Source organism: Bacteroides sp. RTP21281st1_H5_RTP21281_210402, from assembly GCF_040918965.1.
Taxonomy (GTDB): Bacteria; Bacteroidota; Bacteroidia; order Bacteroidales; family Bacteroidaceae; genus Bacteroides; species Bacteroides congonensis.
This window is the reverse complement of sequence record NZ_JBCOWR010000007.1, coordinates 1-16,301: the sequence shown is the minus strand read 5'-3', so window position 1 is coordinate 16,301 and position 16,301 is coordinate 1. Positions and strand designations below refer to the sequence as shown.

The following is a 16,301-nucleotide window of genomic DNA, read 5'->3' as shown; positions in this document are numbered from 1 at the left end:
TAAGTGGAAATAGAATCAATAGGGAAATCGCCGGAGTGGATTCATATCTGCTCCGGCGATTTTACTTATTATATCTTCTGTTTCGTGCGGGAACATTTGCTAACTTATCCGGTCATACGGTCTAATCACTTGTTTCCTGCCTTGAAACTCCAGTTTCATACGCTTGGAACTATAGTTTCAACGGCTTGAAACTAAATGTTTCATTACTTGAAACACTTCGTTTCAAGGCATGAAACACTTTGTTTCACTACATGAAACAGAAATAGCCTCTGGCTGTCTGATTATGTTTGCAGTAGACTTTATCTAAATTGGGCGGTGATAGGTGATAGATCCGGTGATAGGTTGCCAACAACCTATCACCGCTCTAAAAGTACGATGAATAAAGGGCTTGTGGAGCATGGTGATAGGTTGAAAGAGGATTTTCATTTTTTATATAGGAGAGAGTGGTCGGATAATACAGAACTTTCGGCATAGAACGGAACGGCTTCAATTGAATTGCAGTGTCTCTTTGACAAAGAAGATGGCTTTACGCATATCACCTTCGCATTTATCTACAATTGTACGTATATTTGCAAAGCGAGGGGCATACTTGGATGAACTACAACGACTTTGAGCGAACAAAAAACCGATAAATTGTGTTTATTTATTCTAATTATATATCTTTGTCCCGAATTATAAACACGTAAATTTATGAAAAAGATTTTTGGTGCTTTAATGATTGCTGTATGCATTGGTATGGCAATGCCTGCTCAGGCGCAAATACACTTTGGTGTAAAGGGAGGTTTGAACTTGTCAAAAGCAAGTTTCTCTAATGTGAGCGAAAACTTTAAGAAGGATAACTTTACCGGTTTCTTTATCGGACCGATGGCTGAGTTTAATATTCCAATCGTAGGATTGGGGGTAGATGCTTCCCTGCTTTTTGCCCAAAGAGGTATAAAAGTGTCTGAGGGGAATGATGAATACACTGTCAAGCAAAACGGTCTTGATATTCCGGTTAACTTGAAGTATAACATCGGTTTAGGAAGTCTGTTGGGACTTTATATTGCTGCCGGACCTGATTTTTATTTCGATTTTGCAGGAAATAAAACGATTGAAGGTGTAAAAACTGACAAGAAGAAAGCCGAAGTCGGTATTAACGTCGGCGCAGGTGTGAAATTGCTCAATCATTTGCAGGTTGGTGCCAATTATAACATACCGTTGGGTGACACTGCCAAGTTTGAAAATGAAGTCGGTTCTTATAAGACCAAGACCTGGCAAGTATCCGTTGCCTATATCTTTTAACAAAACATTTACTTTAACATAGCAGAACTGGAGGCTTTCGACTGTCGGAAGCCTCTTTTTTTATATCTTTGTGCCTGCAATGAAAAAATATGTAGATGTCATATTACCGCTTCCGCTTCCGAAGAGCTTTACTTACTCTTTGCCGGACGAGTGTGCGGAAGAAGTGAAGATAGGCTGCCGCGTGGTAGTTCCTTTCGGGCGAAAGAAGTTTTATACAGCTATCGTCCGCAACGTTCATTATTGTGCTCCGGCAGAATATGAAGTGAAAGATATATCGACATTACTGGATGCTTCTCCTATTTTATTGCCGAATCAGTTTAAATTCTGGGAATGGATAGCCGATTACTATCTTTGTACGCAGGGCGATGTATATAAAGCGGCATTACCCTCGGGACTGAAACTGGAGAGTGAAACGATTGTGGAATATAATCCCGACTTTGAAGCGGATGCTCCATTGCCGGAACGTGAACAGCGTATCTTGGATTTACTTGCCATAGATGCCCAACAAAGTGTCACTAAACTAGAGAAGGATAGCGGCATTAAGAATATCCTCACCGCCATTAAATCCCTGCTCGATAAAGAAGCGATTTTTGTAAAGGAAGAATTGCGCCGTACGTATAAACCCAAGACAGAAGCACGTGTACGACTGGCAGGAACGGCTGATGAGAAGCAACTTCATATTTTGTTTGATATACTGTCCCGTGCCCCGAAGCAACTGGCACTTCTCATGAAATATGTAGAATGTTCGGGCATTTTGGGAGATGGCGTTCCGAAAGAAATCTCCAAGAAAGAATTACTGCAACGGGCTAATGTCGCTCCAGCGGTATTGAATGGGTTGGTAGATAAGAAGATATTCGAGATTTACTACCATGAAATCGGCCGATTGAACAAGCAGGAGAAAGAGGTGGTTGAATTGAATGCCCTGAATGAATTTCAGCAACGGGCACACGATGAGATTGTACAATCTTTCCGGGAGAAAAATGTCTGCCTGCTCCATGGAGTGACATCTAGCGGTAAGACAGAAATATATATTCATCTGATAGAAGAAGCTATCCGTCAGGGCAAGCAGGTATTATACTTGTTGCCGGAAATTGCGCTGACTACTCAGATAACGGAACGCTTGCAGCGTGTCTTCGGTTCGCGCCTGGGCATTTACCATTCCAAATTTCCCGATGCCGAACGGGTTGAGATATGGCGGAAACAACTCGGAGAAAATGGTTATGATATAATTTTGGGTGTCCGTTCATCCGTATTTCTGCCTTTCCGGAATCTGGGACTGGTGATTGTGGACGAAGAACATGAAAATACGTATAAGCAGCAAGACCCGGCGCCCCGCTACCATGCCCGTAGTGCGGCGATTGTGTTGGCAGCCATGTATGGGGCCAAGACACTGCTGGGAACAGCTACGCCGTCCATCGAGTCATGGCAGAATGCGATGGATGGAAAATACGGCTTTGTACAACTGAAAGAACGGTATAAAGAAATCCAGTTGCCGGAGATTATTCCGGTTGATATACAGGAATTGCATCGCAAGAAGAGGATGGTGGGACAGTTCTCACCGCTTCTGATACAATATATGAAAGAAGCCTTGGAGCAGAAGGAACAGGTGATTCTTTTTCAGAACCGTCGTGGTTTTGCTCCGATGATAGAATGTCGTACCTGCGGTTGGGTGCCGAAGTGTAAGAACTGTGATGTAAGCCTTACCTATCATAAAGGAATCAATCAACTGACCTGCCACTATTGCGGATATACCTACCAACTTCCGAAGGCTTGTCCCGCTTGTGAAGGGACGGAACTGGTAAACCGCGGTTTTGGTACGGAAAAGATTGAAGATGATATTAAAGTCCTTTTCCCGGAAGCTGCCGTAGCACGGATGGACTTGGATACGACCCGTACCCGTTCCGCCTACGAGAAGATTATCGCGGACTTTGAACAAGGAAAGACGGACATACTCATCGGGACGCAAATGGTATCCAAGGGACTGGACTTCGACCATGTAAGTGTCGTTGGAATACTGAATGCGGATACCATGCTGAACTATCCCGACTTCCGTTCTTACGAGCGTGCTTTCCAACTGATGGCGCAAGTCTCGGGACGTGCCGGACGTAAGAACAAGCGCGGACGAGTGGTGCTGCAAACCAAAAGTATCGAGCACCCGATTATTCACCAGGTCATCGCCAATGATTATGAGGATATGGTGAACGGACAACTGGCGGAACGTCAGATGTTCCATTATCCGCCTTATTACCGCCTGGTATATGTCTATCTTAAAAATCATAATGAAGCCTTGCTCGACCAAATGGCGGCAGTGATGGCAAACAAATTGAGAGCTGTATTCGGTAACCGTGTGCTGGGGCCGGATAAACCGCCGGTTGCCCGTATCCAGACATTATTTATTAAAAAGATAGTGGTGAAGATTGAGCAGAATGCACCGATGGGACGTGCACGGGAACTATTGCTGCGCATCCAGCGTGAGATGATTGAAGACGAACATTATAAATCTTTGATTATCTATTATGATGTAGATCCTATGTGATGAAAGAAATTATTCCCCCTTATAAATAACCTTTATTCATTTAATTAACTAACCATGAAACGACTTACTATTATTTCTTTAGCCAGTCTATTTAGTATGAGTGCTCTGTTTGCCCAGCAAGGAGTTACTCAGTGTGGAACTCCGACAGGACAACCGAAATTCCCTTTAGGAACTTATCAGGAATTGCCCGACCCTACGACACCTTCCGAAAAGGAATGGGCGGCAGTCACAACGACGCAAGTCTCTTGGGGTACAACAGACACCCGCTATGCGAAGCATCGGCTTCCCTCATTGAAAAATCAGAAGAGTATTTCTCTGAAGGGTTGGCGTGGCGAACGCGTAAATGCGCAAGCTGTTGTATGGACAGGAGCAGAGTTGAAAGACCTGAACTTCAGCTTCTCCGACTTTAAAGACAAGAAAGGGAACATTCTTCCAAAAGAGGCATTGACTGCCGGATTTGTACGTTATGTGATGACAGATGAACTGAACAAGGATGGGAGAGGGGCTTGCGGTCACCGCAAATCGGTGGACTTCGATTCGCTGCTGGTAGCCGACCCGATTGACTCGAACCTGAAGTCAATGGCATTGCCTGCCCGCACCGTTCAACCTATCTGGGTGCAATGTTGGATCCCACAATCAGCTGCTCCCGGAACTTATAAAGGTGAGTTATTGGTCAACGACGGTTCACGCCTGTTGCAACGTCTGAATCTTGAAATAAATGTTTCTTCCCGCGTGCTTCCTCAGCCGTCGGAATGGGCTTTCCATCTGGACTTGTGGCAAAGTCCGTATGCCGTAGCCCGTTATTATCAGGTTCCTCTGTGGAGCCAGGAGCATCTTGACGCCATGCGTCCTTTGATGAAAATGCTGGCAAATGCCGGACAGAAGATTATTACGGCTACTTTGATGCATAAGCCTTGGAATGGTCAGACGGAAGATTATTTCGATACAATGGTGACCTGGATGAAGCGTGCCGACGGTACATGGGCATTTGACTATACTATCTTCGACCGTTGGGTGGAATTTATGATGAGCGTAGGCATTGACAAGCAGATTAACTGTTACTCAATGGTGCCCTGGGAGCTGTCTTTCCAATATTACGACCAGGCAACGAACTCTCTGAAAGCGGTAAAGACTGCTCCGGGCGAACAGGCTTATGAAGAAATGTGGGTGGCAATGCTTGCTTCTTTCTCCAAGCATCTGAAAGAAAAAGGCTGGTTTGATATTTGCACTATCGCCATGGACGAACGCCCGATGGAGGTGATGCAGAAAACATTGAAAGTGATTCGCAAGGCTGACCCGGATTTTAAAGTTTCGTTGGCAGGAAATTATCATGCGGAGATTGAACCGGATTTATATGATTATTGCATTGTAATCGGTCAGAACTACCCCGAAGATGTACGTATCCGCCGTAAAGCCGAGAATAAGCGCACCACCTATTATACTTGTTGCACGGAAGCGCATCCTAATACGTTTACTTTCTCTGACCCGGCGGAAGCTGCCTGGATGAGTTTCTATTCTTCAAAGAAATATTTGGACGGTTATCTGCGTTGGGCATATAATAGCTGGCCGTTGGAACCGTTGCTCGATTCACGTTTCCGTACGTGGGCTGCCGGAGATACGTATTTGGTCTATCCCGGAGCACGTAGCTGTATCCGCTTCGAACGTCTGATAGAAGGAGTACAGGCGCATGAGAAAATAAATATTCTCCGTCAGGAATTCGAGAAGAAAGGAAATAAAGCCGGATTAAAGAAAATAGAAAAGATGCTGGCTCCGTTCAATTTGGGAGATATGCCGGAAACTCCGGCAGCAGTCACCGTGAACCGGGCGAACCAGATATTGAACTCATTTTGAGAAGGATATAATATAATGGAGATTCATATTCATAGGAGTCTTATCGTTATTAGTATTATCCTTATCAATTAAATCGGTAAATTCAGATTCTCTTAAAAGAATATCAGCATTGGAAACGGAATGCTGATATTCTTTTTTTTCTTCCATTAAGCCAAATCAATAATAGGAGATATATTAATCCTTGACATATTTAAAAACCTCTGGATGAGCATTCTTTTGCTATATCATACCACTTTTTACCTCTGCTGAAGTTTGCTGCGATGTTATATGATATTTTGTCTATCAGTACTTGGTGTACTCCTAGCCTTTTTATCCGTTTCCCTAATCTGGTGTTTTCCTTTTGTTCTTCTGCAATCATTCCCAGATACATAATAGTGAAGTCTATTGAAATATCTAAAGCATCCTCGCCATATTTGGATGAAAGCGTTTTGATTTTCTCTAAAATGACTTCGTTTAAGTCAGGCGTTGTCTGGTTATATATTTCAATAAAGTCATTGTATAAATTTTGTGCATTATGCTTTGTAGCCCAATCTGCCAATCTTCGGAAATACTGCCAATCTTGAGGAGCGTATTTGGGTTGGTTAGGACGAGTTAAATATACACACCATTGGTCGAATTTTCCTTGAGCATATTCAAGGTAACTGCCATCGGCAAATTTGGTTATTGGCTTTCCCATACTTCCATTCTTTTTATAGGTTTATGCTTTATGTTATCGTTTGTATGGCAAAGAAAAGAAAAAAGAATGAAAAAAGACTAGTGGGATGTATGGAAAGGTTCATTCTATTAAGAAATTTTCTGTTATGTCTGAAATTCTTGTTTCGTGAATTTCAATTTCAATGTTGTAGTTTCGGTTTAAAATAGTGATATTTGTCGCATAGAATGTTTTTAAATATGAAGAAAATACTATTTGTTTGTCTCGGAAATATCTGCCGTAGTTCTACGGCAGAGGGCGTAATGCTTCATCTGATAAAAGAAGCGGGATTGGAAGATGAGTTTGTGATAGACTCTGCCGGAATCCTGTCCTATCATCAAGGCGAATTGCCGGATAGCCGGATGCGCGCCCATGCGGCACGGCGCGGTTATGAACTGGTGCACCGTTCGCGTCCTGTCCGTACGGAAGACTTTTATAATTTCGATTTAATCATCGGTATGGACGACCGGAATATAGATGATTTGAAGGACAAAGCCCCTTCTCCCGAAGAGTGGAAGAAGATTCATCGCATGACGGAATATTGTTTCCACATGCCTGCAGACCATGTCCCCGACCCCTACTATGGAGGAGCCGAGGGATTTGAATATGTGCTTGATGTCCTTGAAGATGCTTGTGCCGGCTTGCTTACTTCTTTAACTCAGGATAGCTGATCCGGGTATGATAGGCAATCTTTAATTTCTCTTTGAATACAGCTTTTACGGTTGCGATGTCCTTGAAAGTGATAGGACATTCTTTAAAATAACCTTCAGTAACCTGGGAGTCGATAATCTTGTCGACCAGGTTACTGATACTTTCTTCCGTATATTCAGGTAGGCTGCGTGACGCAGCTTCCACAGCATCCGCCATCATCAGGATAGCTTGTTCTTTAGTGAACGGATTAGGCCCGGGATAAGTGAATAATTCTTCATTCGGCTCTTCGTCCGGATGCTCATTCTTCCATGAAATATAGAAATATTTTGTTTTTCCCCGTCCGTGATGGGTACTGATAAAGTCTTTGACTGCTTTAGGCAGGTTATGTTTATCGGCTAACTTTAACCCGTCTGTGACATGGCTGATAACAACTTGCGCACTTTGTTCATAACCCAGGTTCTTGTGCGGATTGACTCCGCCCGACTGATTCTCCGTAAAGAAAGCCGGATTTTCCATCTTCCCTATATCATGGTATAAAGCTCCCGTACGAACCAACTGGCTTTTTGCACCGATACGGATGGCTGCTTCTGCCGCCAGATTAGCCACCTGCATGGAGTGCTGGAATGTACCGGGCACTGTCTCGGACATTTGTCTCAACAGGTCATTATTAATATTCGAAAGTTCCACCAAAGTAACATTAGAGGTAAATCCGAATGTCTTTTCGAGTAAGAATAATAACGGATAAGCGAATAACAACAAGATTCCGTTAATAAAGAAATAGGTGTACATCCGTATATTCAATTTCGAAAAGTCAGTCGAAAGCCCGTTTTCCGTCATCAGCTCGAAAGCAAAATAAATAGCGGCATAAGTCAATATGACTAATAGCGCCGTACGGAATAGCTGCGACCTCTGCGAAAGCTCCCTTAAACTGAATATCGCGATCATTCCGGCTGCCAACTGAGTCAGAATAAACTCGTGAGGAAAGCGCAGCGATATGGAGCAAATTAATATCGTGATGACATGTGTCAGAAAAGCCGTTCTCGAATCGTGGAATACACGGATAATAATCGGTAGCATCGCATAGGGTATGATATATACACTGGATACATTATGCGTCACCATAAAAGCAGTGATGATACTATAAAATACAATCAATGTGAAAAGTAACGATAGACTTCCTTTTCGCTGATAATAATCTTTCCTGAACAGATCAAGATAGAGCATAAAGCAAAGCATCAACATGCCGACAAATAGAATCTGTCCGCCAAGAATCAACCGGCTTTGTCCCATAGATTCATTGCGCTTGATAGATTCTTTGCGCAGTGATTCCAATATATTGTAAGTTGCGGGACTAATAATTTCTCCCCGGTCGATAATCTTTTGCCCACTGACTACCAATCCGTTTGCCCAGGAATAGTTGTTCAGCATCTCTTCTTTGGCTGTTTGGGTTCTTGGCTCGTCAAAGGTGAGGTTGGGAGTGATATATTCGTTCAGCGAACATTGTCTGAGGATTTCCCGGTTGAAGTGGGCGGAATCCGACGAGAGTAGATACTCATATGCTTTCTTTACAGTATAAATACCGTCGATAGGGTGCGCGTTGGCCAGTTTGTCATCAATGACCATGATAGACGCAGTGCTGTCTTTGTGTAACTGCTGTATGCTCTCCGTAGATACAATTCCCGCCTGATAGATTTCTTTTAAGGTTCGTTCGATGTAGCGCAGGTAATCTATGGAAGGAAGTATTCCTTTCAGATTTGTGTGGTAGTTCTCTTTCAGTTTGGCTATTGCGTCCTTCTCGATTTTCTTGTCAAGTTCGTAATAAGGCTGGAAAAGAGCCATCAGACTATCTTGTTCCCTTTTCACTACGGCATCGTCCTTATAAATAGGAAAGTCGAAAGTAGCTATCAGCTGCCCGTACTTCCAGGGTTTGTTTATGTCAAACTGATAGTTGAACTTGCCGTCACGCGGCAGGAAATAGACAATCAGTGCCACAGTGCCCACAAACAGCAGCGATTTATATAGCAAATCTCTCCATGAAAAACTCTTTTTCTTCTTCAAATGTTCCATATCCACTGAAATTTTTGCGAAAAGTACAAAAAAAAACAATAGTGTGGAAAAAAAGGTTTAATTTTGCCACGATTTACCTATACTAACCCAAATTATGGCAGAAAGAAAAGTAAGAGTTCGTTTTGCTCCGAGTCCTACTGGAGCATTGCACATCGGTGGTGTGCGTACAGCTTTGTATAATTATCTATTTGCGCGTCAACACGGCGGAGACCTGATATTTCGTATTGAAGATACTGACTCTAACCGGTTCGTTCCGGGAGCGGAAGAGTATATACTCGAATCTTTCAAGTGGTTGGGTATCCACTTTGATGAAGGCGTGAGCTTCGGTGGCGGACATGGCCCGTACCGTCAGTCCGAACGCCGCGAAATCTACAAGAAATATGTGCAGGTTTTGCTGGAAAATGGAAAAGCATACATCGCCTTTGATACTCCGGAAGAACTGGACGCTAAACGTGCTGAAATTGCAAACTTCCAATATGACGCATCTACCCGTGGAATGATGCGCAATTCACTGACTATGCCGAAAGAAGAAGTGGACGCACTGATTGCTGAAGGCAAACAATATGTAGTCCGTTTCAAAATCGAACCGAATGAGGATGTGCATGTGAACGACCTGATTCGTGGTGAAGTGATTATCAATTCATCTATCCTTGATGATAAGGTTCTTTATAAATCGGCAGACGAACTGCCTACTTACCACCTGGCAAATATTGTAGACGACCATTTGATGGAAGTCTCTCATGTCATTCGTGGTGAAGAATGGCTGCCTTCCGCTCCGTTGCATGTACTGTTGTATCGTGCTTTCGGTTGGGAAGATACAATGCCGGAATTTGCTCACCTGCCTTTGTTGTTGAAACCGGAAGGTAACGGAAAATTGAGCAAGCGTGACGGTGACCGTCTGGGATTCCCTGTATTCCCGTTGGAATGGCATGACCCGAAATCCGGAGACGTTTCTTCAGGTTATCGTGAATCCGGTTATCTGCCCGAAGCGGTTATCAATTTCCTTGCTTTGCTGGGATGGAATCCGGGCAATGACCAGGAAGTGATGTCGATGGACGAACTGATTAAGTTGTTCGACTTGCACCGTTGCAGCAAGTCGGGAGCCAAGTTCGACTATAAAAAAGGGATATGGTTCAACCATCAATATATCCAGCAGAAACCTGACGAAGAAATTGCTGAACTGTTCTTACCGGTGTTGAAAGAGCACGGTGTGGATGTTCCTTTTGAAAAGGTGGTGACTGTGGTTGGTATGATGAAAGACCGCGTAAGTTTCGTTAAAGAACTGTGGGATGTATGTAGCTTCTTCTTTGTAGCTCCTGCCGAATATGATGAAAAAACAGTAAAGAAACGTTGGAAAGAAGATTCTGCCAAATGCATGACTGAACTGGCGGAAGTGATTGCCGGCATTGAGGACTTTAGCATCGAAGGACAGGAAAAAGTCGTAATGGACTGGATTGCTGAAAAAGGCTATCATACAGGTAATATCATGAATGCTTTCCGTCTGACTTTGGTTGGCGAAGGAAAAGGCCCGCATATGTTCGATATTTCCTGGGTATTGGGTAAAGAAGAGACAGTGGCTCGTATGAAGCGGGCAGTAGAGGTTTTGAAGTAATCGACAAGTACTATGCTTTACGACCTGGCAATAGTCATTTATGACTTTATCGTCCATTTAGCTGCTCCGTTTAGCCGCAAGCCCCGAAAGATGATGAAGGGGCATTGGGTGGTATACGAACTTCTGCGCCAACAAGTGGAGAAAGGGGAGCGGTATATCTGGTTTCATGCTGCTTCACTGGGTGAGTTTGAGCAGGGGCGCCCTTTGATTGAAATGATTCGGGCAAAGTATCCTGACTATAAGATATTGCTGACATTCTTTTCTCCTTCCGGTTATGAAGTGCGCAAGCACTACCGGGGAGCGGACATTGTCTGTTATCTGCCGTTTGACAAACCGAGGAATGTGAAGAAGTTCCTTGATATAGCGAATCCTTGCATGGCGTTCTTTATCAAATACGAGTTTTGGAAAAACTATTTGGATGAACTTCACAAGCGTCGTATCCCGGTATATAGTGTATCGTCCATCTTCCGTCGCGAACAAATATTCTTTAAGTGGTACGGTGGAACTTACCGCAGTGTACTGAAAGACTTTGATCATCTGTTTGTGCAGAATGAGGCTTCAAAACGCTATTTGTCGAAGATCGGTATCAGCCGTGTGACAGTAGTAGGGGATACCCGCTTTGACCGGGTGTTGCAAATCCGTGAAGAGGCCAAAGACCTGCCATTGGTTGAAAAGTTCAAAGGCGACAATGCCTTTACTTTTGTAGCCGGAAGTTCATGGGGGCCGGACGAAGATTTATTCCTCGAATATTTCAACAATCATCCGGAAATGAAACTGATTATTGCTCCGCACGTGATAGACGAGAATCACCTGGTAGAAATAATCAGCAAACTGAAACGTCCGTATGTACGCTATACCCGTGCTGACGAAAAGAATGTATTGAAAGCGGACTGTCTGATTATAGACTGTTTCGGATTACTCTCTTCCATTTACCGGTATGGGGAAATAGCTTATGTCGGCGGTGGCTTTGGCGTAGGCATCCACAATACACTGGAAGCTGCCGTATATGGCATTCCCGTAATCTTCGGGCCGAAATATCAGAAGTTTATGGAAGCAGTGCAACTGCTTGAAGCAAAAGGTGCTTACTCTATTAAGGATTACGATGAACTGAAAACTTTATTAGACCGTTTCCTCACGGATGAGGTATTCTTGCGTGAAACCGGAACGAATGCCGGTTATTATGTGACTAGCAATGCCGGGGCGACGGAGAAGATAATGCATATGATAAATTTCTGATTTGGATGGAAAAAGTCTATAAAATAAATCGGTAATTTTATTTTGATAACAAAAGCCTGGCGGGATATTTCATTAAAGAATATTCCGCCAGGTTTTTGTTATGGTTAGTCTTCTTTATACCACTGTGAATACATCAGATAATTGTGAGCAATCTTTTGATTTAACTCCTTAGCTTGTTCCGGGTCTACTTTCTTAATAAATTTGGCAGGTACTCCTCCCCAAATACTACCCGGATCAATCACTGTATTGCTCAAAACTAAAGACCCGGCTGCAACAATTGCACCTTCACCGACTACAGCATGGTCTAGTATGGTTGACCCCATTCCGACTAACGCATAATCTTTGATAGTCGCTCCATGGATGGTCACATTGTGTCCTACAGAAACATGCTCCCCAATTTCAATTATTGATTTCTGATATAATGTATGTAGCACGCTTCCATCTTGGATATTGACTCCATTGCCGATTCGTATGGAGTTGACATCACCTCTCAAAACGGTGCTAAACCAAATGCTACAGTCATTTCCTATTTTTACATCTCCTATGATAGTTGCGTTATCTGCGAGAAAACAGTTTTCGCCGATTTCGGGAGTGAAGCCCCGTACTGATTTGATTAAAGCCATAAGATATATCTGTTCTAGTAATGTTTTTAATTGAATACTATTCTATATTGTCCGACACCCGGGTGTCGGACATCCTGACACCCGGGTCTTGGTAAGCCTGACACCCGGATGTCGTATGTACTGACACCCGGGTGTCAGGCATATTGTTTTTATATAGGAGCAGTAGCTTCCTGTAGCCAAACTTTTTCTTCTTCGTTAAGCGACGGCGATAACTTTTCGTAAACAGTCTGGTGATAGTTATTTAACCACTCTGTTTCCTCTGCCGTCAACATCTCTTTGATGATTCCCTTTTTGCAGATCGGGCATAGTGTGATAGTCTCGAATTTAAAGTACTCGCCAAACATACCCTCCTTATCTTTGCAAACTAACGTCAGATTCTCCGTGCGTATCCCGTGACTACCGGCTTTATATACGCCAGGTTCATTGGAAGTGACCATGCCCGGTTGTAGTACTACCGGGTTCTCATTCATACGGATACTTTGCGGACCTTCATGCACACTCAGGAAGTGACCGACCCCATGTCCTGTGCCATGAAGGAAATTCATTCCATGCTTCCAAATCGGGAGACGTGCCAGCACATCAAGTTGTGCGCCACGGGTTCCGGCAGGAAACTTGGCCATTGCCAATGCAATGTGTCCCTTTAATATTAAGGTATAGTCTGTTTTCTCTTCTTCAGTGAGCTGACCTAATGCAATTGTTCGTGTGATGTCGGTTGTTCCGTCCAAGTATTGGGCTCCTGAATCTAAAAGTAGAAATCCTTTGGGTTGGAGTGCTACATCACTTTCCGGTGTGGCCGAATAATGTACGATTGCTCCATGCTCCTTGTATCCTGCAATTGTGTCGAAACTTTCTCCCATATAAAGAGATTGGGCGGCTCTGAATTCATGTAGCTTTTTGTCTACGCTTAATTCTGTTTCTTTGCCGGAAGGAACTGCTTCCTCCAACCATTTGAGGAACTTGACAAGCGCCACGCCATCCCGCTGCATAGCCGCATGAATGCCGGCTATTTCATGTTCATTACGAATCGCTTTTAATAACGCTACGGGAGATTCTCCACGAACAATCAAACAATTCGGATTGATGGAGGAATAAATTGCGAAATTTGTTTTTTTAGGGTCGATAAGGATATTCTTACCGGTAAAGTTACTTAGGAAACTCTCTACTTTATCATAATCGTGCAGACTTACCTGTTGTTCCTTTAAATACGCTTCCACCTCTGGAGTGACTTTCTCCGGAGAGATAAAAAAAGTCGCGTCATCCTGTGTGATTAGTAAATAGCTGACTACTACCGGATTGCAATGTACGTCACTTCCTCTTAAATTGAGACTCCATGCTATTTCGTCCAAAGAAGATAAAAATAAAGCATAAACTCCCTTTTTTTTCAATTCTGTACGAATGGCGTCTATTTTTTCTTCACAGCTTTTTCCTGCATATTTAATATCGTAAATGAAAGCCGGAGAATCAGGTATAGAAGGGCGATCTTTCCAAATACCTTGCAGCGGATCACCGAAAATGTCGACTTGCAACTGATGAGCTGCAAGTTCTTCTTTCATCTGTTCCACCTGTTGTACGGAAAACATTTTTCCGTCGATACTCACAGAGTCGGCAGGTTTTAAGTTCCGGCAGAGAAATTCGGTGATGCTTGGAGTTTCCGGCAACATCTCCTTATAGATTGTAATGCCACTACCTTCCAGTTCTTTTTCAGCTTGCAGGAAGTAGCGTGAATCTGTCCATAGTCCGGCTTTATCCATTAATACGACGACAGTTCCTGCAGAACCTGTAAACCCCGAAATCCATTCGCGCGACATCCAGTGCGGGGCTACATATTCGCTCAGATGCGGGTCGGTGCTCGGAATGATTAATGCCTTGATTTGGTTGGGATGGAATGTCATGCGCAGCGCATGCAATCGTTCTTTTATACTCTGTTTCATACTTTATTATATTATTATAGGTACATAAGTGACTCAAAGGTACTAACTTTCTGTGTTTAATGCCTTGTTTATGAATAGTTTTTGAGAAATATTTGCCGAAAGTTTTGTGAATAAAGAAAGTATGTGTAATTTTGCGGCGCAATTTGACTGCGGAAATTTTTAATCATAACATATTAATAGTAACAAAATGATTGTAGTACCTGTAAAAGAAGGCGAAAACATTGAGAAATCGCTGAAGAAGTTTAAAAGAAAATTTGAGAAAACTGGTATCGTGAAAGAGTTGAGACGCAGACAGCAGTTTGACAAACCGTCTGTAACTAACAGACTTAAGAGAGAACGTGCAGTTTACGTACAAAAACTTCAGCAAATAGAAGATTAATAATTCGTAATTTCCTTTGAATTATTGAATTCTTTTCATACATTCGTTGCACGATTTTAGATGTAGCGATATTATGTTGATAGAATCTTTTCTTGATTATCTCCAGTATGAGCGGAATTATTCGGAAAAAACCGTTCTTGCGTACGGTGAAGATATAAAGCAACTGCAGGAGTTTGCTCAAGAAGAGTACGGAAAATTTGATCCGCTGAAGGTCGAGGCTGAACTCGTTCGTGAATGGATTGTTTCATTGATGGATAGAGGATATACCTCAACTTCTGTAAATCGTAAGCTAAGTTCGCTCCGGGCGTTTTATAAGTATCTTTTAAGACAAGGAGAGACGGCGATAGATCCTTTATGCAGAATAAAGGGGCCTAAGAACAAAAAGCCGTTGCCTGTGTTTTTGAAAGAAGACGAAATGAACCGGTTACTGGATGATACGGATTTTGGCGAAGGATTTAAAGGTTGTCGGGATCGATTGATTATTGAGGTGTTTTATGCTACTGGCATGAGACTTTCTGAATTAATAGGTTTGGATGATAAGGATGTGGATTTTTCGGCTTCTCTTCTGAAAGTGACCGGGAAAAGAAATAAGCAACGACTAATTCCGTTTGGTGATGAGTTGAGGGATTTATTGCTTGGATATATTGATATAAGAAACGAGATGATTCCGGTGAGGTCGGAGGCTTTCTTTATTAGAGAGAACGGCGAACGGCTTTATAAGAATCTGGTCTATAATTTAGTGAAACGGAACCTGTCAAAGGTGGCGACGCTGAAAAAAAAGAGTCCTCACGTGTTGAGGCATACTTTTGCTACCACGATGCTGAATAATGAGGCGGAGTTGGGTGCAGTAAAAGAACTTTTGGGTCACGAGAGTATAACAACTACCGAGATTTATACGCACGCTACATTTGAAGAGCTTAAAAAAGTGTATAAACAAGCTCATCCAAGAGCTTAAAAAACAAGGAGGTAAGTATGGATATTAGAATTCAATCAATTCACTTTGATGCGTCAGAGCAATTGCAGGCATTTATTCAGAAGAAAGTGTCTAAGTTGGAAAAATATTACGAAGATATAAAGAAAGTAGAGGTGTCATTAAAGGTAGTTAAGCCGGAAGTTGCTGATAATAAAGAAGCGGGCATTAAGATTCTTATTCCAAATGGAGAGTTTTATGCAAGCAAAGTGTGCGACACATTTGAAGAAGCAATTGATTTGGATGTGGAAGCGCTCGGTAAACAACTGGTTAAATACAAGGAAAAGCAACGTATCAAATAAAAAAAGCGCAAATATTTTGCGGAAAAGAAATAAATAACTAAATTTGCAGCCGTTTCGCTCGCGTTAGATCGTGACGGTTGCATTTTTTAGCTAGAACGCCTCTTTAGCTCAGTTGGCCAGAGCACGTGATTTGTAATCTCGGGGTCGTTGGTTCGAATCCGACAAGAGGCT

Annotated in this window: 13 protein-coding genes and 1 tRNA gene; 10 read left to right on the top strand and 4 right to left on the bottom strand. The window is 42.8% G+C overall.

The genetic code is table 11. The annotated features are described in order from the left end of the window. Positions 1 to 690 precede the first annotated feature (690 nt). From AB5443_RS11880 to AB5443_RS11870, 3 genes are all read left to right on the top strand, one after another. Positions 691 to 1,281: a porin family protein gene (locus AB5443_RS11880; protein WP_195408523.1), complete on the top strand. Its 591-nt coding sequence runs from the start codon at positions 691 to 693 to the stop codon at positions 1,279 to 1,281. 79 nt (positions 1,282 to 1,360) lie between these two features. Beyond that, positions 1,361 to 3,817, top strand: coding sequence for a primosomal protein N' (gene priA, locus AB5443_RS11875; RefSeq protein ID WP_044654369.1), 2,457 nt, complete (start codon positions 1,361 to 1,363; stop codon positions 3,815 to 3,817). A 54-nt stretch (positions 3,818 to 3,871) separates the two neighbouring features. Next, positions 3,872 to 5,668 carry a glycoside hydrolase domain-containing protein gene (locus AB5443_RS11870; RefSeq protein WP_277135481.1) on the top strand — a complete coding sequence of 599 codons (1,797 nt, stop codon included), beginning with the start codon at positions 3,872 to 3,874 and terminating at the stop codon, positions 5,666 to 5,668. A gap of 190 nt (positions 5,669 to 5,858) precedes the next feature. On the opposite strand, the gene AB5443_RS11865 is transcribed toward AB5443_RS11870, so the two are convergent. Continuing rightward, on the bottom strand, positions 5,859 to 6,344 hold the full coding sequence (locus AB5443_RS11865) for a hypothetical protein (RefSeq protein WP_073347341.1): 486 nt from the start codon (positions 6,342 to 6,344) through the stop codon (positions 5,859 to 5,861). 215 nt (positions 6,345 to 6,559) lie between these two features. Here AB5443_RS11865 and AB5443_RS11860 point away from each other — a divergent pair, with 215 nt between their 5' ends. Beyond that, on the top strand, positions 6,560 to 7,030 hold the full coding sequence (locus AB5443_RS11860; protein ID WP_195408522.1) for a low molecular weight protein-tyrosine-phosphatase: 471 nt from the start codon (positions 6,560 to 6,562) through the stop codon (positions 7,028 to 7,030). Here AB5443_RS11860 and AB5443_RS11855 read toward each other — a convergent pair. After that, the gene (locus tag AB5443_RS11855) at positions 7,005 to 9,077 is read right to left on the bottom strand and encodes an HD family phosphohydrolase (RefSeq protein WP_044654688.1); all 2,073 of its coding nucleotides are present in this window, start codon (positions 9,075 to 9,077) and stop codon (positions 7,005 to 7,007) included. The genes AB5443_RS11860 and AB5443_RS11855 overlap by 26 nt on opposite strands. A 94-nt stretch (positions 9,078 to 9,171) precedes the next feature. Here AB5443_RS11855 and gltX point away from each other — a divergent pair, with 94 nt between their 5' ends. Further along, positions 9,172 to 10,689 carry a glutamate--tRNA ligase gene (gene gltX, locus AB5443_RS11850; protein ID WP_195408520.1) on the top strand — a complete coding sequence of 506 codons (1,518 nt, stop codon included), beginning with the start codon at positions 9,172 to 9,174 and terminating at the stop codon, positions 10,687 to 10,689. A 12-nt stretch (positions 10,690 to 10,701) separates the two neighbouring features. Next, a complete protein-coding gene (locus AB5443_RS11845) occupies positions 10,702 to 11,925 on the top strand; it encodes a 3-deoxy-D-manno-octulosonic acid transferase (protein ID WP_044654683.1) in 1,224 nt (407 codons plus the stop codon). Positions 11,926 to 12,029: 104 nt separating this feature from the next. Here AB5443_RS11845 and AB5443_RS11840 read toward each other — a convergent pair whose 3' ends face one another. Both AB5443_RS11840 and AB5443_RS11835 read right to left on the bottom strand, forming a co-directional pair. After that, positions 12,030 to 12,548, bottom strand: coding sequence for a gamma carbonic anhydrase family protein (locus tag AB5443_RS11840; protein WP_195661645.1), 519 nt, complete (start codon positions 12,546 to 12,548; stop codon positions 12,030 to 12,032). 149 nt (positions 12,549 to 12,697) lie between these two features. Beyond that, the gene (locus AB5443_RS11835; RefSeq protein WP_283140034.1) at positions 12,698 to 14,479 is read right to left on the bottom strand and encodes an aminopeptidase P family protein; all 1,782 of its coding nucleotides are present in this window, start codon (positions 14,477 to 14,479) and stop codon (positions 12,698 to 12,700) included. 187 nt (positions 14,480 to 14,666) lie between these two features. On the opposite strand from AB5443_RS11835, the gene rpsU reads away from it, so the two are divergent. From rpsU to AB5443_RS11815, 4 genes are all read left to right on the top strand, one after another. After that, positions 14,667 to 14,858 (top strand): 30S ribosomal protein S21, encoded by a 192-nt coding sequence (gene rpsU / locus AB5443_RS11830; protein WP_022137136.1) that lies wholly within the window; start codon positions 14,667 to 14,669, stop codon positions 14,856 to 14,858. A 73-nt stretch (positions 14,859 to 14,931) separates the two neighbouring features. Then, the gene (gene xerC, locus AB5443_RS11825; protein WP_044655867.1) at positions 14,932 to 15,813 is read left to right on the top strand and encodes a tyrosine recombinase XerC; all 882 of its coding nucleotides are present in this window, start codon (positions 14,932 to 14,934) and stop codon (positions 15,811 to 15,813) included. Positions 15,814 to 15,830: 17 nt separating this feature from the next. Continuing rightward, on the top strand, positions 15,831 to 16,130 hold the full coding sequence (gene raiA / locus AB5443_RS11820) for a ribosome-associated translation inhibitor RaiA (protein WP_044655866.1): 300 nt from the start codon (positions 15,831 to 15,833) through the stop codon (positions 16,128 to 16,130). A gap of 97 nt (positions 16,131 to 16,227) precedes the next feature. Continuing rightward, positions 16,228 to 16,301, top strand: a tRNA-Thr gene (locus tag AB5443_RS11815).

Excerpts from the sequence above, each read along its gene's own strand:
- AB5443_RS11880 (WP_195408523.1), top strand. The coding sequence starts at position 691 with ATGAAAAAGATTTTTGGTGCTTTAATGATTGCTGTATGCATTGGTATG.
- priA (WP_044654369.1), top strand. The coding sequence starts at position 1,361 with ATGAAAAAATATGTAGATGTCATATTACCGCTTCCGCTTCCGAAGAGC.
- AB5443_RS11870 (WP_277135481.1), top strand. The coding sequence starts at position 3,872 with ATGAAACGACTTACTATTATTTCTTTAGCCAGTCTATTTAGTATGAGT.
- AB5443_RS11865 (WP_073347341.1), bottom strand. The coding sequence starts at position 6,344 with ATGGGAAAGCCAATAACCAAATTTGCCGATGGCAGTTACCTTGAATAT.
- AB5443_RS11860 (WP_195408522.1), top strand. The coding sequence starts at position 6,560 with ATGAAGAAAATACTATTTGTTTGTCTCGGAAATATCTGCCGTAGTTCT.
- AB5443_RS11855 (WP_044654688.1), bottom strand. The coding sequence starts at position 9,077 with ATGGAACATTTGAAGAAGAAAAAGAGTTTTTCATGGAGAGATTTGCTA.
- gltX (WP_195408520.1), top strand. The coding sequence starts at position 9,172 with ATGGCAGAAAGAAAAGTAAGAGTTCGTTTTGCTCCGAGTCCTACTGGA.
- AB5443_RS11845 (WP_044654683.1), top strand. The coding sequence starts at position 10,702 with ATGCTTTACGACCTGGCAATAGTCATTTATGACTTTATCGTCCATTTA.
- AB5443_RS11840 (WP_195661645.1), bottom strand. The coding sequence starts at position 12,548 with ATGGCTTTAATCAAATCAGTACGGGGCTTCACTCCCGAAATCGGCGAA.
- AB5443_RS11835 (WP_283140034.1), bottom strand. The coding sequence starts at position 14,479 with ATGAAACAGAGTATAAAAGAACGATTGCATGCGCTGCGCATGACATTC.
- rpsU (WP_022137136.1), top strand. The coding sequence starts at position 14,667 with ATGATTGTAGTACCTGTAAAAGAAGGCGAAAACATTGAGAAATCGCTG.
- xerC (WP_044655867.1), top strand. The coding sequence starts at position 14,932 with ATGTTGATAGAATCTTTTCTTGATTATCTCCAGTATGAGCGGAATTAT.
- raiA (WP_044655866.1), top strand. The coding sequence starts at position 15,831 with ATGGATATTAGAATTCAATCAATTCACTTTGATGCGTCAGAGCAATTG.